Raw genomic sequence first — 22,151 nt, 5'->3', positions numbered from 1 at the left:
CACTCAGATCACTCCGTTCGACTTGAGCAGACGCAGTTCCTCGTCGCCGATCCCGAGCTCGCCGACGAACACCTCTTCGTTGTGCTCGCCGAGCAGCGGGGAGGCGACCACGTCGACGGGGGAGTCGGAGAGCTTCAGGGGGCTGCCGACGGTGACGAACTCGCCGCGCTCGGGGTGCGGGACGGTGACGACCATCTCGTTCGCGGCCAGCGAGGGGTCCTCGATGATCTCCTTGGTGGACAGGATCGGCCCGCACGGGATGTTGTGCGCGTTCAGCCGCTCCAGCACCTCCCACTTGGGCAGCGTCGAGGACCATTCCTCGATCAGCTGGAACATCTTGTTGAGCTTGGGCAACCGCGCCTCCGGTGTCGCCCACTCGGGGTCCTCGGCCAGCTCCGGCCGGCCGATCAGCTCACTGATCGGCTTCCAGCCGACGGGCTGCACGATGACGTACACGTAGTCGTTCGGCCCGCCCGGCGCGCACTTGACCGCCCAGCCGGGCTGCCCGCCGCCGGAGGCGTTTCCGGACCGGGGAACCTCGTCGCCGAAGTCCTCGTTGGGATATTCGGCGAGCGGACCGTGGGTCAGGCGCTGCTGGTCGCGCAGCTTCACCCGGCAGAGGTTGAGCACCGCGTGCTGCATGGCCACGTTCACCCGCTGCCCGCGCCCGGTGTGCTCCCGCTGGAACAGTGCGGCGAGGATGCCCGCCACCACGTGGATACCCGTGCCCGAGTCCCCGATCTGGGCCCCCGTCGCCAGCGGCGGTCCGTCCTCGAAACCGGTGGTCGACATCGACCCGCCCATGGCCTGCGCGACGACCTCGTACGCCTTGAAGTCGGTGTACGGGCCCTCGCCGAACCCCTTGACGGAGGCGTAGACGATCCGTGGATTGATCTCCTTGATGCGGTCCCAGGTGAAGCCCATCCGGTCGACGGCACCCGGTCCGAAGTTCTCGACCATGACGTCCGAGCGCCGGATCAGCTCGGTGAGGAGCTCCTTGCCGCGCTCGGTCTTGGTGTTGAGGGTGATGCTCCGCTTGTTGCAGTTGAGCATCGTGAAGTAGAGGGAGTCGACGTCCGGGAGGTCGCGCAGCTGTTTGCGCGTGATGTCCCCGGTCGGGGCCTCCAGTTTGACGACGTCCGCGCCGAGCCAGGCCAGCAACTGGGTCGCGGAGGGCCCGGACTGGACGTGCGTCATGTCCAGGACGCGAATGCCGTCAAGTGCCTTGGCGGTCATGGGCGTTCACCTCACTTGTACATCGTCTGGTTCATGGTTCCGGGGGCGTACGCGTCCGGGTCCACCCAGACGTTGATCAGGGACGGCTTGCCCGACTCGCGGGCCCGGCGCAGCGCGGGGCCGATGTCGGCGGGGTCGCGGACCTCCTCGCCGTGACCGCCCAGCATCCGCGCGAACTGGTCGTACGGGACGTCGCCGAGGGTGTTGCCGATCCGCTCCCGCTCCTTGCCGTACTTGGCGGCCTGGCCGTAACGGATCTGGTTCATCGAGGAGTTGTTGCCGACGATGCCGACGAAGGGCAGGTCGTAGCGGACGAGGGTCTCGAAGTCCCAGCCGGTCAGGGAGAAGGCGCCGTCGCCGAAGAGGGCGACGACCTCCTTGTCGGGCCGCGCCTGCTTGGCCGCGAGCACGAAGGGGACACCGACGCCGAGGGTGCCCAGCGGGCCCGGGTCCATCCAGTGGCCGGGCGACTTGGGCTGGACGACCTGCCCGGAGAAGGTGACGATGTCGCCGCCGTCCCCGATGTAGATCGAGTCCTCGGTGAGGAAGTCGTTGATCTCGCTGACCAGCCGGTAGGGGTGGATGGGCGAGGCGTCCGACCTGAGCTGCGGCAGCCGCTTCTCCAGCGCGGTCTGCTCGGCCGCGCGCAGCTCGTCCAGCCACTCCTTGCGCCGGGAGGCCCCGCCGTTGATCCTTCCGGACACCGCCTCGGTCACCGACTTCAGCACCAGCCCCGCGTCGCCGACGATGCCGAGGTCGATGTCGCGGTTCTTGCCGACGGTGCGGTAGTCGAGGTCGATCTGCACGACGGTCGCCGTCGGCGACAGCCGCTTGCCGTAGCCCATGCGGAAGTCGAAGGGCGTGCCGACGATCACGATGACGTCGGCGTTGGAGAAGGCGTACCGGCGTGACAGCTGGAAGTGGTGCGGGTCGCCGGGCGGCAGGGTGCCACGTCCCGCGCCGTTCATGTACGCGGGGATGTTGAGGGTGCGGACGAGTTCGACGGCCGCCTCGGTGCCCCGGGTGGTCCACACCTGGCTGCCGAGCAGGATCGCCGGCTTCTCGGCGTGCGTCAGCAGGTCGGCGAGCTTCTCGACGGCCTCGGGGTCGCCGGCCGAGCGCGTCGAGGCACGGTAGGCGCCCTGCCGCGGCACGCGTGCCGCGGACGCCGGGACCTTGGCGTCCAGTACGTCGCGCGGGATCTCCAGGAAGGAGGGGCCGGGCGCGCCGTGGTAGCACTCGCGGTAGGCCATCGACACCATGTCCGCCGCACGCGCCGTGTCCGGCACGGTCGCCGCGAACTTGGTGATGGGGTTCATCATGTCGACGTGCGGCAGGTCCTGCAGGGACCCCATCTTGTGCTGGGTCAGGGCTCCCTGACCGCCGATCAGCAGCATCGGCGACTCGGCGCGGAAGGCGTTGGCGACGCCGGTGACGGCGTCGGTGGTGCCGGGGCCCGCGGTGACGACCGCGCAGCCGGGCTTGCCGGTGATCCGCGCGTAGCCGTCGGCCGCGTGCGCGGCCACCTGTTCGTGACGTACGTCGACGACCTCGATGCCCTCGTCCACGCAGCCGTCGTAGATGTCGATGATGTGGCCGCCGCACAGCGTGTAGATGCGGTCGACGCCCTCGGCCTTGAGGGCCTTGGCGACGAGGTGACCGCCGGAGATCAGGTCCTGTGTGTCGTCGGGCATGGCGAAGTCCTGTCCCTTCATAGGGGGTGGGAACGCTCTCGCGTACAGCTCGCGTACCGCTCTCGCAGTACATTGCATACAGTCGACGAATACTGTATGAAGCTTGTTATCCCGCATCCCATGAGTGGTGTCCAGGGGGTGTGCGGCACTTTTCCCACGCCGGACCCCGGCTTCTCCCAGCGACCTTCCGGCGACTTCGCAGACATGCGCAGACAGGAGCCGAGATGGACCTGTACGAACACCAGGCAAGGCAACTCTTCGAGGAACACGGCATCGTGGTGCCGAAGGCCGAGGTCACCGACGCGCCCAAGGAGGCCCGCGCGATCGCCCGCCGGCTCGGCGGCCGCGTCGTCGTCAAGGCACAGGTCAAGACCGGCGGACGCGGCAAGGCGGGCGGAGTGAAGATCGCCGCCGACCCGGCCGCCGCCGAACTGACGGCACGCCAGATCCTCGGCATGGACATCAAGGGACACACCGTCGGCAAGGTCATGCTGGCCCAGCCCGTGGAGATCGAGGAGGAGTTCTACGTCTCCTACGTCCTCGACCGCGCCGCCGGCCGCTTCCTCGCCATCGCCTCCGCCGAGGGCGGCATGGACATCGAGGAGGTCGCCGCCACCCGCCCCGAGGCCGTCGCGCGCATCCCCGTCGACCCCGCCGAGGGCGTCACCTCGGCGACCGCGGTCCGCATCGCCGAGGCGGCGGGCCTCCCACCGCAGACCGTCGACGTCCTCGTCCGGCTCTGGGAGGTCCTCGTCCGCGAGGACGCCCTGCTCGTCGAGGTCAACCCGCTCGTCCGCACGCGCGACGGACGGATCATGGCCCTCGACGGCAAGGTCACCCTCGACGACAACGCCCGTTTCCGGCAGGCCCGGTGGGGAGCGGAGGACTCGGCCCACGACGACCCGCTGGAGGCAGCCGCGGCGGCGAAGGGCCTCAACTACGTCAAACTGGACGGCGAGGTCGGCATCATCGGCAACGGCGCCGGCCTGGTCATGTCGACCCTCGACGTCGTCGCCGGCTGCGGAGCCCGCCCCGCCAACTTCCTCGACATCGGCGGCGGGGCGTCGGCGCAGATCATGGCGGACGGACTGTCCGTCATCCTCTCCGACCCGGCCGTGAAATCCGTCTTCGTCAATGTCTTCGGCGGCATCACCGCCTGCGACGCGGTGGCCGACGGCATCGTCCGCGCCCTGGACACCGTCCGGCTGACCAAACCGCTCGTCGTACGCCTCGACGGCAACAACGCGGCCCGGGGCCGCGCCATCCTCGACGAGCGCGCTCACCCGCTGGTCGAACAGGCCACCACGATGGACGGCGCCGCGAACCGCGCGGCCCGACTCGCCGCCACAGCCTGAGGAGACGGAACATGGCGATCCACCTCACCAAGGAGAGCAAGGTCCTCGTCCAGGGCATGACCGGCGGCGAGGGCATGAAGCACACCCGGCGGATGCTCGCCGCCGGCACGAACGTCGTCGGCGGAGTCAACCCGCGCAAAGCCGGCCGGAGCGTCGACTTCGACGACCGTGCGGTGCCCGTCTTCGGATCGGTCGCCGACGGCATACAGGAGACCGGAGCCGACGTCACGGTCGTCTTCGTACCGCCCGCCCACGCCAAGGCCGCCGTCATGGAGGCGGCCGACGCCGGTATCGGCCTGGCCGTCGTCATCACCGAGGGCATCCCCGTCCACGACTCCGTCGCCTTCACCACGTACGCACGGCAGAAGGGCACCCGGGTCATCGGCCCCAACTGCCCCGGTCTGATCACCCCCGGGCAGTCCAACGCCGGCATCATCCCCGCCGACATCACCAAGCCGGGCCGCATCGGACTGGTCTCCAAGTCCGGCACGCTCACCTACCAGCTCATGTACGAGCTGCGGGACATCGGCTTCTCGACCTGCGTCGGCATCGGCGGAGACCCCGTCGTCGGCACCACCCACATCGACTGCCTCGCCGCCTTCCAGGACGACCCCGAAACCGACGTCGTCGTCCTCATCGGCGAGATCGGCGGCGACGCCGAGGAACGCGCGGCCGCCTACATCGGCGAGCACGTCACCAAGCCGGTCGTCGCCTACATCGCGGGCTTCACCGCACCGGAGGGCCGTACCATGGGCCATGCGGGCGCGATCGTCTCCGGCTCCTCGGGCACGGCTCAGGCGAAGCAGGACGCCCTGGAAGCCGTCGGCGTCCGGGTGGGTGGCACACCCACGGAAACGGCACGACACGTACTCGCCGTCCTCGAAGCCGGACGGTGACCCAGAGCGAACCCCAGCCAAGGGCGGCCCCCCGGGCCCCCTCCTCTCGACTGTGCACCGAGAGCGGAGAGAACCGCATGGCATCCACCTTCACCCCATCCACCCTCACCCTCAAAGCCGGCACCTCCTGGACCGACGCCTGGCGACGCTGCCTCGCCGTCGCCCCCGAGGCCTTCCGGGACGACCGCGTCCTCAACCTCTGGAACGCCGCCTGGCAGGCTGACGGCAGCACACTGCCCGCCGTCAGCCCCGTCGACGGCAGCCCCGTCGTCGGCCCGCCGCGCCTGGACCGGGCCACCGCCCGGGACGCCGTACGCGCCGCGCTCGACCAGCACCGCGCCTGGCGGCACGTCCCGCTGCCGGAACGCCGCGCACGCGTCGCCGCCACCCTGGACGCCCTCACCGAACACCGCGAACTGCTCGCCCTCCTCCTCGTCTGGGAGATCGGCAAACCCTGGCGGCTCGCCCAGGCGGACGTCGACCGGGCCATCGACGGTGTGCGCTGGTACGTCGACGGCATCGACGCCATGGTCGCCGGCCGGGCCCCGCTGGACGGGCCGGTGTCCAACATCGCGAGCTGGAACTACCCGATGAGCGTGCTCGTCCACGCCCTGCTGGTCCAGGCACTGGCGGGCAACGCGGTCATCGCCAAGACCCCGACCGACGGCGGCGTCGCCTGTCTGACCCTGGCCTCGGCGCTCGCCGCCCGCGAGGGGATCCCCGTCACCCTCGTCAGCGGCAGCGGGGGCGAGCTGTCGGAGGCCCTGCTGCGGGCGCCCGAGATCGGCTGCGTCTCCTTCGTCGGCGGCCGCGACACCGGCGCCGCGGTGGCCACGGCCGTCGCCGACCTCGGCAAGCGGCACATCCTCGAACAGGAGGGGCTCAACACCTGGGGCATCTGGAACCACTCGGACTGGGACGCGCTCGCGGCGGTCGTCCCCAAGCTCTTCGACTACGGCAAGCAGCGCTGCACGGCGTATCCGCGCTTCGTCGTCCAGCGACAGCTCTTCGACGAGTTCCTGGCCGCGTACCTCCCCGCGGTGTGCACGCTCAGGATCGGTCACCCGCTCGCCGTGGAGCACCCCGACGACCCCCACCCGCGGCTGGACTTCGGGCCGGTGATCAACGCGGCCAAGGCGAAGGAGCTGCGCGACCAGGTCACCGAGGCCGTCGACCGCGGCGCCGTACCGCTGCACCACGGCGACGAGGCGGACGCCCGCTTCCTGCCCGGCCAGGACACCTCGGCGTACGTCCAGCCCGTCACGCTGCTGGACCCGCCCCCGTCGTCGCCGCTGTACCACGCGGAGCCGTTCGGGCCGGTCGACACGATCGTCCTGGTCGACACCGAGGCGGAACTGCTGGCCGCCATGAACGCGTCCAACGGCGCGCTGGTGGCCACGCTGTCCACGGACGACCGGGCCACCTACGACCGGCTCGCCCCGCAGATCCGCGCCTTCAAGGTCGGCCACGGCACCCCGCGCTCCCGCGGTGACCGGGACGAACTGTTCGGCGGGTTCGGCGCCTCCTGGCGCGGCGCCTTCGTCGGCGGCGAGTTGCTGGTCCGCGCCGTGACGCAGGGGCCGGCGGGGGAGCGGCTGCCGGGCAACTTCCCGGAGTACCACCTCATGCCCTGACGAGCCCCGTGCCCCGGGCAGGTCCGGACCCCTGCCCGGGGCACGGAAACGCAGGTGAAAGGCACTGCGAAACCTTGGTATGGTTGTCCACGTCGCCGAGGGGAACGCCCCTGACAAGGCGGCACACCTGGTCCGGGTGGCGGAATGGCAGACGCGCTAGCTTGAGGTGCTAGTGCCCTTTATCGGGCGTGGGGGTTCAAGTCCCCCCTCGGACACTCGTAGTGACGATACGGATGCAAGGGCTTCGACCTTATGGTCGTGGCCCTTTTTCGTGCGTCCACGGCCCCGCCCGACGGCGCCCGCACAGAAAACACCGCGGCCTCCTTCCCCCAGGACAAGGGGGGAAGGAGGCCGCGGTGGAACGCCGGACGGTTCAGGAAGCCGTAGTAACGGGGGTCTCGTCCCGGTCGGTGTCGGCGGCAGCCTCGCCCTCGTCGAGGGCGGTGTCCTTGGTCTCCTTGCCGATCAGCAGCGAGACCAGGGTCAGCAGTGCCATCGCGGAGAGGTAGACGCCGACCAGCCAGGGCGAGCCGTCGCCGGCCTCCCACAGCGCCACCGCGATGAACGGGGCGACGGCCGCGCCGAGGATCGAGCTGACGTTGTACGAGATGCCGGAGCCGGTGTAGCGCACGCTCGTCGGGAACAGCTCCGGCAGGAGCGCGCCCATCGGGCCGAAGGTCATGCCCATCAGCGTGAAGCCGAGCACCAGCCACAGCACCACGCCGAGCGTGCCGAGGCCGATCAGCGGCACCCACACCAGACCGAAGACCAGGATCGCGGCGGTGACCCAGATCAGGGTGGTGCGGCGGCCGTACTTGTCGGCGAGCGGACCGGAGATCAGGGTGAACGCGGCGAAGAACAGCACTCCGAAGATCATCATCAGGACGAAGGTGGTGTAGCTGTACCCCAGGCCGGGCACGGCGGCGTCCGTCGCGGTACGGCCGTAGCTCAGCGAGAACGTGGTCATCAGGTAGAAGAGCACGTAGGTGGCCAGCATGAAGAAGGTGCCGAGGACCAGCTGCCTCCAGTGGTTGCGGAAGACGGTGGCCAGCGGCAGCTTCCGCACCAGCCCGGCCTCCCGGGTCTTGGAGAAGACCGGCGCCTCGACCAGGCGCATCCGCACCCACAGGCCGATCACGACCATCACGGCCGAGAACAGGAACGGGATGCGCCAGCCCCAGCTCAGGAAGGCCTCGGAGGGCTGCGACGGGTCGGCGCCCGCGGCGGACGGCAGCAGCGCGCCGATGATCAGGAAGAGGCCGTTGCCGATGATGAAGCCGAGCGGGGCACCCAGCTGCGGGAACGTGCCGTAGAGGGCGCGCTTGTTCTTCGGGGCGTTCTCCGTGGCGACCAGCGCGGCGCCGCTCCACTCGCCGCCCAGCGCGAAGCCCTGGGCGAGCCGCATCAGCACCAGCAGCGCGGTGGCGATCCAGCCGGCCTGCTCGTAGGTGGGCAGCATGCCGATGAGGAACGTGGCGATGCCCATGGTGAGAAGCGAGGCCACCAGCGTGCCCTTGCGGCCGAGCCGGTCGCCGAGGTGTCCGAAGACGACGGCGCCGATCGGGCGGGCGACCATGGCGGCGCCGAACACCGCGAAGGACGACAGCAGCGCGGTGGTCGGGTCGCTGTTCGGGAAGAAGAGGGCGGGGAAGACCAGGACGGCGGCGGTCGCGTAGATGTAGAAGTCGTAGAACTCGATCGTCGTGCCGATGAGGCTCGCGACGAGGACACGGGACCGCGAGTTGACGGGCGCCGGGGCTGGGCTGGTGGCTGGTGCGGGCATTTCTCGGTCTTTCGCACGAGGGCGGAGAACAGACGCCGACGGTGTGCCGTCGGCGGCCCGCCCGACAGCAGGCGCCTTCCCGGAGGAAAGCCGTGTGTACGGTACAGGCACTTCAAGGTTCTCAAACATCTCATGTGCCAGTCAGCCCGTATCAGGATGTGGGACGAATTCGTGGTGCCGGGTGTCCTGAGCGTGCGCAGGGGCGGGCCGGAGCAGTCGGTGGGCGAACGGCGAACGGCCTGCGGCACGGAACCCGGGAGGAATCCCCGGGCCCGTGCCGCAGGCCGTCGTCAGGTCGCCGGACCGGACCGCCGCCGGGTCGCGGCGGTACCGGAAGGGCTGACTCAGTCGTCGCGCGCTTCGGCCTCCACCGGCTTCGGGATCATGAAGGACGTCGCGAAGGCGGCGGCCAGGATGACCACTCCGGCGATCATGGCGGCGGTGTAGTCGGCGGGCGACGTGGGGTCGTCCGGCAGGGCCGCGGTCTTGACCGCGTACAGCAGCGCGAAGCTGAGACCGGCGCCGAGGTTGAACGCCCCCGCGTTGAGGCCGGGCAGGAAGCCCGGGTTCTCCTTGGGGGACAGGACGATGCCGAGCCCGTTGAGCACGATGTTCGCCACACCCGCGTAGGCGATACCGACCAGGACCGAGGTCAGCAGCAGCATGGCGCGGGACTGGGAGTCGACCGTGAGGATCATCAGGAGCACGCCCGCCACGGCCCCGATCAGCCCCAGCCGCAGGATGCGGCCGTACCCGAAGGTGGCGGCGAGCCGACCGGCGATCGGCCCCATGGCCAGGCCCGCCAGGGCGTACGGGGTGAGGGTCCACCACGCGGACTGCTCGGCGCCCATGCCGAGCCCGGCGTTCCCGTCCTGGGCGAGTGCCGGGATCAGGCCGTTCATGACGGCGAACACGCCCGTCATGGTGAGCAGGGTGGTCAGCAGGGTCGCCCAGGTCGAGCGCTGCTTCAGGTGCCGGGTGGCGACCAGCGGGTGCGTGCTGCGGTCCTCGGTCCGCCAGAACAGGGCGAAGGCGACCGCGCCGACGACGATGAGGACGGCGACGAGGAGCCAGTCGGCGTCGGCGAGCTTGCCGGCCTCGTTCAGCGCGGTGAGCAGTGCGCCGACGGACACGACGAGGAGCGCGACACCGGGCCAGTCCATCCGGGTCGCGTTGGGCGCCTTGGTCTCCGGGGTCAGGGTGGCGACCATCACGGCGGCGAGGACCGCCACGACGGCCATCGTCCAGAAGACCGACCGGAAGCCGTAGTTGTCGGCGAGGTAGCCCCCGGCGAGGGCGTCGATACCGGCGATGCCGCCGTTGACGGCGGTGATCACGCCCAGCAGGGTGCCGTACTTCTTCGGTTCGCGCACCTCCTGCCGCAGCATGATCAGGCAGAGGGGGACGACCGGGCCGGACACACCCTGGATGATGCGGCCGACGAACAGCACGGGCACGCTCGGCGCCAGTGCGGCGACGACACAGCCGACGGCCATGAGCGCCAGCATGCCGGCCAGCACCTTGCGCCGGCCGATGACGTCGCCCAGCCTCGGCAGGAAGAGCGAGAACAGGGCCGCCGAGGTGAAGAACGCGGTCTGGGTGAGCCCGATCTCGGCCGAGCTGGCCCCGAAGCTCTCCTCGATGTTCTTCAGCGCGGGGCTGAGCATGCTCGCGTTGAGCTGGAAGGCGAAACAGGCCGCGAGGAGCGCGACCATCAGCACGCCCACCCGGGTCGTGCGGCGGCCCGACACCTCGTCGGGCCGGTTCACGGTGGTGGGTGCGCTCATGCCTCGACGTCACCGATCCGCTCGAGGGCGTCCACCACGAGGTCCCAGAACCGCTCGCGGTCGAGCTCGACCGCGACCTGGGTGTGGCAGTCGGCCGGGGCCGGGGCACGGAAGTCCGTCACGGTCATGCCCAGGGTCAGACCACCGCTGAGCTCGACGTCCACGGGAGCCTTGCGCACCGTCATGACGGAGGGGTCGATCACGTACGCGACCGCGCACGGGTCGTGCACGGGCGGGTGCTCGAAGCCCTGCGCCTCCTTGTAGGTGGCGCCGAAGAAGTCCAGCAGCTCGCCGACGAACTTGGCGGGCTTGGTGCCGACCGCGGCGATCTTCTCGGCGACCTCGGGCGTCGCCAGGGCCTGGTGCGTCAGGTCGAGACCGACCATGGTGACCGGCCAGCTCTCGTTGAAGACGATGTGGGCGGCCTCGGGGTCGATGATGATGTTGAACTCGGCGACCGCGCTCCAGTTGCCCTCGTGGTAGCCGCCGCCCATCAGGACGACCTCGCGGACCCGCTCGACGATGCGGGGCTCCTTGCGCGCGGCGAGGGCGATGTTGGTCAGGCCCGCCGTCGGGACGATGGTGATCTCGCCGGGCTCGTGCGACATCACCGTGTCGATGATGAGGTCGACGGCGTGCCGACGGTCCAGCTCGAGGGTCGGCTCGGGCAGCTCCGGTCCGTCCAGACCGGTCTCGCCGTGGATGTCCGGGGCCGTCTCGATGGCCCGCACCAGCGGCCGCGGGCAGCCGGCGGCGAAGGGCACACCGGTGATCCCGGCGATGCGCGCCACGGAGAGGGCGTTGCGGGTCACCTTCTCCAGCGTCTGGTTGCCGACCACGGTCGTGACGGCGACCAGGTCGATGTCCGGGTTGCCGTGCGCCAGCAGCATCGCGATGGCGTCGTCGTGCCCGGGGTCGCAGTCGAGGATGATCTTTTTGGCCATCGGGAGCCCCTTTGCTCAAGGCGGAACAGGTGAAACGGGTGGAACAGGGGGTGAAGCGGGTCTCTGGAGCGCCGAAGAAGGGCTGCTACCGGAGGGCGGGCCGGCTGGTACGCCCGGCGCCGGAGGTGGTGGCCGTCTCCGTCACCGTCACCGGAGGGATGGCAGCGGCACGGGGCGATCGACTGGCGCCGACGGCGATCGGGGTGATCGGGGTGAACACTGAGCACCTCCTTGGAAACGGTTTGGGAAAACGTTCTCCAGAAAACTGGCTTATGGAAGCCGCAGTTGTCAATGACCGATATCTCACGACTCCCCGCGGATGGACTGAAGATCGGCAATCCCAGGTGATAACGTTTGCCGGAAACAGTCCCGGAAGGCCGCTTCCCGCCCGGCGAAAGCCCGGCGAGCGAAGCGGAGTCGCACCGAGTGAAGGGGGGCTCGGCAGTGGCCGAGGTCACACTGAAGGACGTGGCTCGCGCATCGGGCTGCTCCGTTGCCACGGTGTCCCGGGTGCTGGGCGGAACCCGTCCGGTCGGACCCGAGATCGCCCGCCGGGTCAAGGAGGCGGCCGACCGTCTCGGTTACCGGCCCAACCAGGTCGCCCGCGCCCTGCGCAGCCGCGCCACCGGCACCATCGGCCTCGTCCTGCCGCAGATCACCAACCCCTTCTTCCCCTCCCTCGTAAGGGAGGTGGAGCACGCGCTGCACGCCGAGGGCCGCGCCGTGCTGTTCGCCGACTGCGACGACGACCCGGAGACCGAGGCGACCCGGATCACCGCCCTGCTGGACCGGCAGGTCGACGCCCTGCTGGTCATCCCCGTCGACGAGACGCACAGCCGGGAGGCGGTGGCGATGGCGGCGGCCCACGTGCCCCTGGTGCTGCTGGACCGCGGCTGCGGGCCCGGCGTCGCCGACTCGGTCGCGACCGACAACACCGCCGGCATGGCGCTCGTCCTGGACCACCTGGCCGCCACCGGCCGCCGTCGCCCGTGCTTCGTGGGCGCGGCCGGAACCGCCTCGGCGGCGGTCGAGCGGCTCGCGGCGTACAAGGCGGGAGCCGGTGCCCTGGACCCGGAAGCCCCCGGCCGCGTCGAACTCGGCGACTTCTCGTTGGAGTGGGGGCGGGCCGCTGTGGACCGGATCCTGCCCTCCCGGCCGGACGCCATCGTCTGCGCCAACGACCTCATCGCGGTCGGCGCGCTGCGACGGCTGCGGCAACTCGGCGTGGACGTCCCGGGTGAGATCGCCGTCACCGGTTTCGACGACGTCCCCGTGGCGGACCTCGCCGAACCGCCCCTGACCACCGTCCGCCAGCCCGTGCGCGCACTGGCCACCGAGGCCGCGCACCTGCTCGGCCACCGGCTGGCCGGGCAGCAGAACGGGCACCCGGACGGACCGCGACGGTCGGTCCGGCTTGCCCCCGAACTCGTCGTACGCGCCTCCAGCGCGCCCCGCGCCGCCTCGGCGCAGGACACCGGCAGTACCCGCACCTCAGAGGAAAACCAGTGATCGCAGTCGTCGGAAGCCTCAACCTGGATCTCGTCGTACCGGTTCCCCAGCACCCGGTGCCGGGCGAGACGGTCCTCGGCGGGGGCATCGCCCAGCACCCCGGCGGCAAGGGCGCCAACCAGGCGGTCGCCGCCGCCCGGCTCGGCGGGAACGTCGCCTTCGTCGGCCGGGTCGGCGAGGACGACGCGGCCGACGTCATGCTCGGCGCCGTCCGGGAGGAGGGCGTGGACACCACCCACATCACCCGCACCCCGGACACGGCGACCGGCCGCGCCCTGATCGCGGTCGATCCGGCCGGCGAGAACACCATCATCGTCAGCCCCGGTGCCAACGCCCGCCTGGGCGCCGCCGACTGCGAGGCCGCCGCGGACGTGCTGCGGAAGGCGGCCGTGACCGTCCTCCAGCAGGAGGTCCCGGACGAGGCCAACCACGCCGCCGCACGGCTGGCCGGCGGCATCGTGCTGTACAACCCGGCCCCCGCCGTCGCCGGCGCCGTCCCGCCGCCCCACGTCGACGTGCTGGTCCCCAACCGCACGGAACTGGCGGCCCTCACCGGCACGCCCGTACCGGAGACGATCGACGAGGTCGTCGCCGCGGCCCGGAAGCTGACCGGTGCGGGCGCGGTGATCGTCACGCTCGGCGGCGACGGGGTGCTCCTCCTCGAGGGCACCGCGCACCTGCACGTCCCCGCCTTCTCCGTCCGGCCCGTGGACACCACCGCCGCCGGTGACTCCTTCTGCGGCGCGCTCGCCGTCGCCCTCGCGGAGGGCCGCACCCTCGAGCAGTCCGCCCGCTGGGCCTGCGCCGCCGCGGCGATCAGCACCACGCGGGCGGGCGCCCAGCCCTCCCTCGCCCGCCGCGACGAGGTGGAGGCCTTCCTCGCCGGGAACACCGGGAACAGCTGAAGCACCGTTCCGGCGGGAGGCGCCGGGGAGACCGTTGCCGTGGCACGGGCCGAGGTCCGCCCGCGCGGGATCCACACCGGGTCCGCGCCCGGGCCTCGGCGCGGCTCACGGCGGACCGCCGAAGTCGCGGCCCCTCCAGCCCTGCCGCCGGTCCCGGCCCGCGCCGAAGATCTCAACTTGAGAAAGAATCCGGCCAAGATCGTTTTGGTGTGCTCTGCACCTGTTGAATAGCGGTCTCCTGAAGCCGCACCTACGGCTGTCATGCACCCTCACCGGGAGATCTGATGGTCCTCCGCTCGCTCTTCGGCAAAGCACGGTCTGCCGACACCAAGCCGACACCGGCACCGGCCCCGCCGACGGACACCGGCGCCCGGACGTTCGATGCCGGCCACACCCGGGCCTGGCTCTCCGGGGAATGGCTGTTCGACCAGTCGCACAGCACCATCGGGTTCGCCGCCCGGCACGCCATGGTCACCCGGGTCCGGGGGAGCTTCAACGGCTTCGACGGCTGGCTCCGCCTGGACGGTGAACGACCAGAACGCTCCGGAGCCGGGGTGGTCGTCCGGACGGCCACCGTCGACACCCGCGTCGCGCAGCGCGACCGTCACCTCTGCAGCGCCGACTTCCTCGACGTCGAGCGCTACCCGACCATCACCTTCAGCAGCACCTACACCGAACAGGTCGGTGAGGACCGCTTCCAGATGACGGGTGCCCTCACCATCAAGGACCGCACGCATCCGATCACCATCGACCTCCTCTACACGGGTCTGGTGGTCGACGCCTTCGGCGTCGAGCGGATCGGCTTCGACGGCACGGCCGTCGTCAACCGCTCCCAGTGGGACCTCACCTGGAACGCGATGCTGGAGACCGGCGGCCTGATGGTCAGCGAGGAGATCGAGCTCGAGTTCGACATCTCGGCGGTCCGCGCGTCCTGACCGCGCCCGGCTCGAGCCGCCCGCCTCACGTGAGACGCTCGCTTTCCCTATGACCGGCAAGAAGCCCGCCGGACCCGATCCGTCCCCCGGACCGGAGCGCCGTTGCTCGCGGCCCGCAGTGCGCACTGCGGGCCGCCGGCCGTTTCAGCCCTGGATCCGCTTGTCCTGTCCCGCCCACTCCCCGTCGCGGAGGACAAACTTCTGGATCTTGCCGGTCGACGTCTTCGGCAGCTCCGGCACGACGACGACCTCTCGTGGTGCCTTGTAGTGCGCGATCCTGCTCCGCACGTGCGCGATCAGTTCCTCCGGACTCGGTGTCCGGCCTGCCCTGGGGATGACGAAGGCCTTCGGACGCTCGCCCCACTTCTCGTCGGGAACGCCGACCACGGCCACCTCGAGAACGGCGGGATGGCTCATCAGCGCCTGCTCGACCTCGACCGTCGAGATGTTCTCCCCGCCCGAGATCACGATGTCCTTCTTGCGGTCCCGCAGTTCGACGTACCCGTCGGGGTGCATCACGCCGAGGTCACCGGAGTGGAACCAGCCACCCGCGAAGGCCTTCGCCGTGCCTTCCGCGTCCTTGAAGTACCCCTTCATCACGTTGTTCCCGCGCATGACGATCTCGCCCATGGTGACGCCGTCGGCGGGAACGTCCTTCATCTCGGGGTCGACCACCCGGACCCGCTCGGCCTGGATCATGCCGACGCCCTGACGGGCGATGAGGCGCGCCCTCTCCGGCGGTTCGAGGTCCGCCCACTCGGCTTGCTCCTCGCAGACCGCGTAGGGGCCGTAGACCTCGGTCAGGCCGTAGACGTGGGTGACGGCGAAGCCCATCTCCTCCATCTGCCCGATCGTGGTCGGGCTCGGCGGCGCACCGGCCGTCGTCACCTGGACCGGCGTCTCCAGGCGACCGGCCGTCGTCGCGTTGAGGATCGAGGTGATCACGGTCGGAGCGGCGTTGAGATGGGTCACCCCGGCATTCCGGATGCGCTCCCAGATCACCTCCGGCCGGACTTCACGCAGGCACACGTGACGAGCGCCGACGGCCGTGATCGCCCAGGGAGTGCACCACCCGTTGCAATGGAACATCGGCAGGGTCCACAGGTACACGGAGTCCTTCGTGAAGCCGGAGTGGAGCGCTTCGCCCAGTGCGTTGAGGTACGCCCCACGGTGCGTGTACATGACGCCCTTGGGGCGGCCGGTGGTGCCGGACGTGTAGTTGATCGAGATGACGGAGTTCTCGTCCTCCACCGTCCACGTCAGAGGATCACCGCCCGCGGCTCGCGCGCGCAGGTCCTCGTAGGACATCGACCGCCGGTCCTGCGGTGCGCTCCCGTCGCCGACCCACACCACATGCTCCACGTCCGTGTCACCGGCGAGGGCCCCGAGGGCGAGGTCCTCGAACCCCCGGTCGGCGATGAGGATCCGTGAGCCCGAGTGCTCCAGGATGTACCGGATCTCCTCCGCGGACAGGCGGGTGTTCACGGCCACGAGCACGCACCGCGCCAGGGGAACCGCGAAGTGGGCGACCAGCATGGGCGAGTTGTTCGGGAGCAGGCAGGCGACCCGGTCACCGGGTTCCAGCCCCAGGGATCGCAGACCGAGGGCCACGCCCATGGCCTCCTCACCGAGCTCTGCGTAGGTGAGGCTGCGGTCGTCATCCAGGACCGCGACCTTGTTCGCCCACACCTCGGACGATCTCTCCAGGAACGACAGGGGAGTGAGCGGCGTCACGAACGTCTCGGGCATGGCGGTCCACTTTCCGAAGACTCTATGGGGCAATTGACTCAAGAAGATCATCCAACGCCAGGGATCCGGTCGCGGTCAAGAGCAAGCAAGGGACATGATCCGAGTGGTGTCGGCCATTCGTGACGGTGGACTGACCGGCCCGGCCGGGGGATTGCCGGGAGCGTCGCCGGGGGAAGTCCGGGGGCGTTCCTCATCGGCATGGTCATCAGGTGGGTCGTCACCGGTGAGAAGGCAGGTCGTGGACTCGGTGCAGGCACCCTCGTACCGGGGCCACCGCGGTCCGCCGGAGGCTCCCGACGGGACCGAACTGCTGCTGGAGCCCTCCGGCCACCCCGTGGTGAAGCCGTACAGGACGGCCCTGGTCAAGGACGGCATCCCGGCCACCTCCTTCGCCGTGGACGACGTACACGCGGAGCTCGGCCGGCTGCGCGGGCTCGGGACGCACTTCACCCAGGAGCCGCTGGAAACGGGCCCGGTCACCACCGCGGTCCTGGACGACACCTGCGGCAACCTGATCCAGATCGCGCACAGCGAGCAGCGGTGCTCCGCGGGCATGCCCCGCCGCGCGCGGCGGGTTGCGGTGACGGGCCTTGCGCGCCGGACCGGAAATCGTTTTGAACGCGTTCGGAGAGCGCCCTATAGTCGTGCAGCCCGCGACTGATGGTGAGCATGACAGCTGTTGGTGTCCGCGTGGCCCCTGCGCGAACCGAAGGGCGGCGAACCGCCCCCGCGCGGGACCGGACAACCGAAACAGGGGGGACCCACCGCATGAATCCGCATTCCGGCCGGCGTGCCAGAACCGCCGCCGCGGCCACGGGACTGGCAGCCGTGCTGCTCGCCGCCACCCCGGGCATCGCCACGGCGGCCGGGGAGAACCTTCCGCCGCTTCGGCCGAGCATCGACACCCTCACCGTCGACTGGACCAAGGCCTGCTCCGCCGAGCCCGTCCACGTCCCCCGCGCGCCCGAACTCCGGGCCGTCGTCGAGGACACGACGGAGGACAACCAGGAGGGGGAGACCAACGGGGCCGGCGCCGAGTTCGAGGCCTGGTGGACCGACGGCGACGGAGCCGAACAGCGCCGCACCTACACCTCCGGGATCGTGCATTCCCCGATCACCCGGCTGTGGCGGACCCCCTCCGACCTCCCGGCCGACACCGTCGTCTCCTGGCATGTCCGGGCCGTCGACGACGAGGGCGCGACCTCCGCCTGGAGCGACGAGTCCCCCGGCATCACCTGCCGGTTCGTCATCGACACGGTCAACCCCGAGCCGGCGACGGTCGTCTCGGAGCAGTACCCGGACGACGACAGCGGCTGGCACGACGGCGTCGGCGTCTACGGCAGCTTCACGTTCGACTCCCCGTCCGAGGACGTCGTCGAGTACGTCTACTCCGTCCTCGGCTCCGGAACCAAGCGGGTCCGGCCCGAGGAACCGGGCGGACCGGTCACCGTCCGGTGGATGCCGGAGGACAGCGGGCCCTACTACCTGGAGGTCCGCGCCGTCGACCGGGCCGGGCGGTCCAGCTCCCAGACGACCCACTGGATGCGTGTAGCCGCCGGCCGCGCCCCCGTCGCCCACTGGACGCTCGCCGATCCGGCCGGAGCCGACAACGCCACCGCCGAGGCCGGCCCCGTGGCCCGCGCCGAGGACGGCGTCGTCTTCGGCGCCCCCGCACCCTCCCGCACCGACCTCACCTCCACCGTCACCCTCGACGGCCGGGGCAACAGCTACCTCACCCCGGACGCCCCCGCGACGGACACCGCCAGGACCTTCGCCCTCTCCGCCTGGGTCCGCCCCGCCGCCACCGACTCCCCGATGACGGTGGCCAGCCAGGACGCCGCCGACGGCACCTCGGCCTTCACCCTCGGCCTGCGCCCGACCGCGGACTCCCCGGCCGCCTGGGCCTTCCGCTACGGCGCCACCACCCTCACCGGCGGCAGCGCCTCCGCCGGCGGCTGGGCCCACCTGACCGGCCTGTACGACACCGAGGACGACACCCTGCGCCTCTACGTCAACGGCAAGGAGGTCGCCTCCAAGGCCGGCGTCGCCCCGGTGACCGCCCCCGGCGCCTTCCAGATCGGCCGCGCCCGCGGCGACGCCGGTGCGCGCTGGCAGGGCGAGATCGGCGACGTCCGCGTCTGGGACCGGGTCGTGTCCCGCAAGGAGATCGAGAGGCTGGGTTCCCGACCCGCCGAACTGGTCGCCGCCTGGGACATCGAGCGGACCGATGACGGTGTGATCCCCGACCGGGACGGCGACAAGCCGCTCACCCTGCACGGCGGCGCCGGCTTCTACACCCCCGACTACGACGCCTGCCTCGAAGACCCCGAGTGCGTCGACTTCCCGGCGGGCGCCCTCGACGGCGACGACCACCTCGCCCTGGACGGCACGGACGACTACGCCGCCACAGCCGGCCCCGTCGTCGACACCGCCGACAGCTTCAGCGCGGGCCTGCGGGTCCGCTTCGCCGACACCACCCCCGACCGGCCGATGACCGTCCTGTCCCAGGGCGACTCCGACAGCGACGCCTTCAAGGTCCGCTACGACCCGGCCGCGTCCGAGTGGCAGCTGGTCGTCACCGGCAGCAGCGAACCGGGCGCCGCGGAGACCGTTGTCGCCGGGCCTGGCGCTCCTACGTCCCACACCGACGAAGTGGTCGTCGTGTACGACGACTCCGAGGGCCACATCACCTTGTACGTCAGGGGCGAGGCGGTGGCCACCACGGAGTTCAACGCCTCCTGGAGCGCTCCCGGCCCGCTTCAGATCGGCCGCGGCCACACCGCCGACGGCGGCTGGGGCGAGCACTTCCACGGCGGGGCGGACACCGTCCGCGTCTTCAGCGGGGCCCTCACCGCGTCCCAGGCGAAGTCGTTCGCCTACCTCTACTGAGGTCCGCGGGAGCATCCTCCGACTGTTCCCGACCCCGCTCCTCCCATATGTCCCCCAGGCCCCGGCCCACTTGGTAGTCCGATCGGATGCCCAGTGGGCCGACAGCCGTGCGGTGCCCGGTTTCCGGGGCGTGGTCGCGGTGACACCTTTCCCGCTCCAGGTCACCTGCACGGTTGTCAGTGCCGCCAGGTAATCTCGGACGCGTCGTCAACGCGGCCCGACGGGCTTCCGCTCCACCCTGGTGGAGTCTCGAAGGACATCCCCCCACCCGCACGAGTCATTTCGTGCTGTCTGGGAGAAGTCCTCGCTGTTCCGCGCGTCCGCGAAAACGGTCGCCGTCATGGCGTTCGACGGTTCGCTGTTCCTGCACCTCACCGACCAGTTCGTCCACATGCGCGGCTACCGGCCCGGCACCTCGGAGATCCGCTCCTGGGAACGCAGCCTCCCCGTTCCGGCCGCCGCGCTCAACGACGCGGGTCCGGGCAACGCGGAGATGATGCTCGAGTACGCCCTCCCGCTGAACAGCAAGCGCGCCGATGTCTCGTGCTCGCCGGAGTGCACCCGGTGCGGCGGCAGCGACGCCCACCTCCGCTGGGTGGTCAGGCTCCTTGGCCTCGAGTCCGGCGGCCCGGTCGTCCAGGAACCCGACAGACGCATGCAACTACTGGTCGCCGACAGCCCGCAGGAGATGGAGGCGTTCCTGGAAGCCCGTCGCTCCCAAGGCTACGGTGCCCGCATGTTCGCCGACTACCGCTGACGCTGGTCCCCGGCCCCGTTCAAGCCTGAGCAGCTGACCCGAAGCCCTGCCTCTTCATCCCACGCACTCGGCCCAGACAGTCTTGCCGGAGGGCGGATACGGTTCCGTGTCCCAGCGGTCGGCGAGGGCGGTGACGATGAGCAGGCCGCGGCCCGACTCGCTGTGCGGTGGCGTGGCGAAGTCCGTCACGGGGAAGGGTGAGGGCAGTTGGTTCCCGCACGCGTCCGTGACCGCGATACGGAGGAGACCGGCGGCCGGGTCGTGGGTGAGGGTGAGCCGGAAGTCGCGGCCCTGGACCCGGCGGTGCAGCGCCGCGTTGCTGGCGAGTTCCGCGACGATCTGTTCGGCACGATCGGTGACGTCGGGTGACGTCTGCCAGGTGCGCAACTGCTCGTAGGTGAGGAGTCGGGCGAGACGGGCACCCCGGCGGGTGGACGACAACTGCTGCGTGAACGTCCGTACGGCGGTGGGGAGCTGGGGCGTTGCTGCGTTCATGGGGACACGGTGACGGGCGTGGGGCGCCGGGTGCCGGCAGCTCGCCGCGTACGGGGAGTCACCGTACGGAGGCGCCTGGTGGAGAGTGCGGCGGCCGGTAGAACTGGTGAGCCACCGCACTCTTCGGTAGGGCAGGGCGGAGTCAGACCCGGTTGCAGTGGTCTCGAAGCTCGGAGATGACGGCTTTCTCACGCGCGTTGACGTCACCGTCCACGGCGGCCACCCGCTCGGCCGCGTCGACGATGTCGCTCAGATCCCCCGACTCGGCGTCTATCCGCCGCCACACCTCCGCGGGGTCGATGTCGACAAGCTGAGCAAGCTGTTCGTCGACCACCTGATGCTGCTCCCGGACCACCCTCACCAGGTGCCGCATCAACAGCGTCTCATCGTCGGCCATCTTGCGGTTCGCCCTGATGACGAGCCACGCGACCCACAGCATCAACTGCGGGTGCCGGCTGCTCTTGCTCAGATTCTCTGCGAGTTCGATCACCCGCGCCTCGTTCCGGAAGACGGCCTGCGCGTGTCGGCCCGCGAGCAGCGTCGTATAGCGGTTCAGCAGCGCCGCGAGGGGAACGCCGACCAGGGGGATACCGATCTTGATGACGTTGCGCTGCAGGAGATGCTTACCGACGACGGGGAGCCCTTTCGCGGCGGTCAGTACCCCTCCGGAGTAGAAGCGCTTGATCACCGGCCGGACCATGACCGGGACTGCCTTGACCACGCCTTCCCGGGCCACTTCCCCGCTCTTGATCGTGAAGGCCACGCGAATGAGCTTCCACATGTCATCGGGATCGGACAGGTCGAGCGGGACCCGATAGAGGACTGAGACGTCGTAGGCCAGGCGGAGTTGGAGCCGGGTGGTGAACGCGACATCGACCATCATGGTCGCGACGGCGGCCGGCACAGTCGCCGGCGAGGCGCCACCAAGGCTTCCGATGGTGGCGGCGACGGCTGCCGTGTAGGCCCCGGCGGAGAGCCCGCCTTCGAGCGCGGCGTACCGGGCCGCCATCTTGATCCGCTGTTCGACGATGCCGTCCGCGGGTACGCCCGCGTACCGCTCCTGGAAGTACTGCCAGTCGACCTTGGCGGTGTAGGAGTTCATGGCCTGAGCACTGAGCTTGGTGAACCAGTTGCCGGACTTGATATCGTCCGCGCTCAGGCCTTTGACGAACTCTCGTATCTCGTCCTGTTCTTGCTCGACGACCTTCCGGTCGGCGTCTTCGTCGCCGTCGGTGTCGGCAGTGTCAACCGGAGTTTCGGTCATGATGGCCCCCCCGGGCGGTTCAGCGTGTAGCCAGGTCGCCTGGTTCGGACAACCCCGCTGACGTCTCAACATGGTGACTCAGTAACCGGCACATCTGTCGACGGATGTCCCGTGAGCTGCAAACCCTAGCGCGTCATCATGCGGTTGGTGCCGTTGTGTGGACCTCCGTCGTGATCGCCTTCACCGCGGTCAACTGCGTCACACACCAGGCAACCCCGAGTCGGTTGGGCACCGTGAACAGCACTGAATCCTTCTCGGTAACCATTCGTGACGTTTCGTGATCTTCGTTCAGGTGGTGCGGCCGTGTTCGAGCTGGAGC

17 protein-coding genes, 1 tRNA gene and 2 pseudogenes are annotated in these 22,151 nt (G+C 70.3%); 11 read left to right on the top strand and 9 right to left on the bottom strand.

Annotated elements, in window-relative coordinates:
• Nucleotides 1-3: 3 nt before the first annotated feature.
• Nucleotides 4-1,236 (bottom strand): formyl-CoA transferase, encoded by a 1,233-nt coding sequence (gene frc, locus JL475_RS09585; RefSeq protein ID WP_202277023.1) that lies wholly within the window; start codon nt 1,234-1,236, stop codon nt 4-6.
• Between the two features lie 11 nt (nt 1,237-1,247).
• Complete coding sequence (locus JL475_RS09580) at nt 1,248-2,930, bottom strand: thiamine pyrophosphate-binding protein (protein ID WP_202277022.1); 1,683 nt, start codon at nt 2,928-2,930, stop codon at nt 1,248-1,250.
• 224 nt (nt 2,931-3,154) lie between these two features.
• On the opposite strand from JL475_RS09580, the gene sucC reads away from it, so the two are divergent.
• The 4 genes from sucC to JL475_RS09560 all read left to right on the top strand — a co-directional run bounded on the left by sucC (nt 3,155) and on the right by JL475_RS09560 (nt 7,030).
• Nucleotides 3,155-4,285, top strand: a complete 1,131-nt coding sequence (gene sucC / locus JL475_RS09575; RefSeq protein ID WP_202277021.1) for an ADP-forming succinate--CoA ligase subunit beta — start codon at nt 3,155-3,157, stop codon at nt 4,283-4,285.
• 11 nt (nt 4,286-4,296) lie between these two features.
• Nucleotides 4,297-5,181 (top strand): succinate--CoA ligase subunit alpha, encoded by an 885-nt coding sequence (gene sucD / locus JL475_RS09570; protein ID WP_202277020.1) that lies wholly within the window; start codon nt 4,297-4,299, stop codon nt 5,179-5,181.
• 77 nt (nt 5,182-5,258) lie between these two features.
• Entirely contained in the window at nt 5,259-6,815 is a 1,557-nt protein-coding gene (locus tag JL475_RS09565; protein WP_202277019.1) for an aldehyde dehydrogenase family protein, read from the top strand.
• Between the two features lie 130 nt (nt 6,816-6,945).
• Nucleotides 6,946-7,030, top strand: a tRNA-Leu gene (locus tag JL475_RS09560).
• A gap of 158 nt (nt 7,031-7,188) precedes the next feature.
• On the opposite strand, the gene JL475_RS09555 is transcribed toward JL475_RS09560, so the two are convergent.
• The 3 genes from JL475_RS09555 to JL475_RS09545 form a co-directional block, all read right to left on the bottom strand.
• Nucleotides 7,189-8,598: an MFS transporter gene (locus JL475_RS09555; RefSeq protein WP_202277018.1), complete on the bottom strand. Its 1,410-nt coding sequence runs from the start codon at nt 8,596-8,598 to the stop codon at nt 7,189-7,191.
• A 344-nt stretch (nt 8,599-8,942) separates the two neighbouring features.
• Nucleotides 8,943-10,385, bottom strand: a complete 1,443-nt coding sequence (locus tag JL475_RS09550) for an MFS transporter (protein ID WP_202277017.1) — start codon at nt 10,383-10,385, stop codon at nt 8,943-8,945.
• A complete protein-coding gene (locus JL475_RS09545; RefSeq protein WP_109379629.1) occupies nt 10,382-11,329 on the bottom strand; it encodes a nucleoside hydrolase in 948 nt (315 codons plus the stop codon). Before JL475_RS09545 ends, JL475_RS09550 begins: the two co-directional genes overlap by 4 nt.
• 468 nt (nt 11,330-11,797) lie before the next feature.
• Between JL475_RS09545 and JL475_RS09540 the strand changes: the two genes are divergently transcribed.
• The 3 genes from JL475_RS09540 (at nt 11,798) to JL475_RS09530 (ending at nt 14,678) form a co-directional block, all read left to right on the top strand.
• Nucleotides 11,798-12,838 (top strand): LacI family DNA-binding transcriptional regulator, encoded by a 1,041-nt coding sequence (locus JL475_RS09540; RefSeq protein WP_307825006.1) that lies wholly within the window; start codon nt 11,798-11,800, stop codon nt 12,836-12,838.
• Nucleotides 12,835-13,743, top strand: a complete 909-nt coding sequence (gene rbsK, locus JL475_RS09535; RefSeq protein ID WP_202277015.1) for a ribokinase — start codon at nt 12,835-12,837, stop codon at nt 13,741-13,743. Before JL475_RS09540 ends, rbsK begins: the two co-directional genes overlap by 4 nt.
• Before the next feature lie 284 nt (nt 13,744-14,027).
• A complete protein-coding gene (locus JL475_RS09530) occupies nt 14,028-14,678 on the top strand; it encodes a YceI family protein (protein WP_202277014.1) in 651 nt (216 codons plus the stop codon).
• A gap of 144 nt (nt 14,679-14,822) precedes the next feature.
• Here the strand turns inward: JL475_RS09530 and JL475_RS09525 are convergent, their stop codons facing one another.
• A complete protein-coding gene (locus JL475_RS09525; protein ID WP_202277013.1) occupies nt 14,823-16,427 on the bottom strand; it encodes an acyl--CoA ligase family protein in 1,605 nt (534 codons plus the stop codon).
• Between the two features lie 94 nt (nt 16,428-16,521).
• Here JL475_RS09525 and JL475_RS41685 point away from each other — a divergent pair.
• The 4 genes and pseudogenes from JL475_RS41685 to JL475_RS09505 form a co-directional block, all read left to right on the top strand.
• Nucleotides 16,522-16,962 (top strand): annotated as a pseudogene (locus JL475_RS41685) (VOC family protein); the annotation flags it as partial.
• A 233-nt stretch (nt 16,963-17,195) separates the two neighbouring features.
• Nucleotides 17,196-19,316, top strand: coding sequence for a LamG domain-containing protein (locus tag JL475_RS09515; RefSeq protein ID WP_202277012.1), 2,121 nt, complete (start codon nt 17,196-17,198; stop codon nt 19,314-19,316).
• A 340-nt stretch (nt 19,317-19,656) separates the two neighbouring features.
• Nucleotides 19,657-19,857, top strand: a pseudogene (locus JL475_RS09510) (ATP-binding protein); the annotation flags it as partial.
• Entirely contained in the window at nt 19,834-20,073 is a 240-nt protein-coding gene (locus JL475_RS09505; protein WP_237406736.1) for a DNA/RNA helicase domain-containing protein, read from the top strand. The pseudogene JL475_RS09510 and the gene JL475_RS09505, both read left to right, overlap by 24 nt.
• A gap of 54 nt (nt 20,074-20,127) precedes the next feature.
• Here the strand turns inward: JL475_RS09505 and JL475_RS09500 are convergent, their stop codons facing one another.
• The 3 genes from JL475_RS09500 to JL475_RS39880 all read right to left on the bottom strand — a co-directional run.
• Nucleotides 20,128-20,568: an ATP-binding protein gene (locus tag JL475_RS09500; RefSeq protein ID WP_202277011.1), complete on the bottom strand. Its 441-nt coding sequence runs from the start codon at nt 20,566-20,568 to the stop codon at nt 20,128-20,130.
• 142 nt (nt 20,569-20,710) lie between these two features.
• Entirely contained in the window at nt 20,711-21,904 is a 1,194-nt protein-coding gene (locus JL475_RS09495) for a hypothetical protein (protein WP_237406717.1), read from the bottom strand.
• 64 nt (nt 21,905-21,968) lie between these two features.
• Nucleotides 21,969-22,151: hypothetical protein (locus JL475_RS39880; protein WP_237406715.1), on the bottom strand; the 183-nt coding region annotated here is incomplete at its 5' end.

It is taken from the genome of Streptomyces sp. M2CJ-2, from assembly GCF_016757295.1.
Taxonomy (GTDB): domain Bacteria; phylum Actinomycetota; class Actinomycetes; order Streptomycetales; family Streptomycetaceae; genus Streptomyces.
Note: the sequence above shows the minus strand (reverse complement) of the source record. Positions and strands in the feature narration are given on the sequence as shown.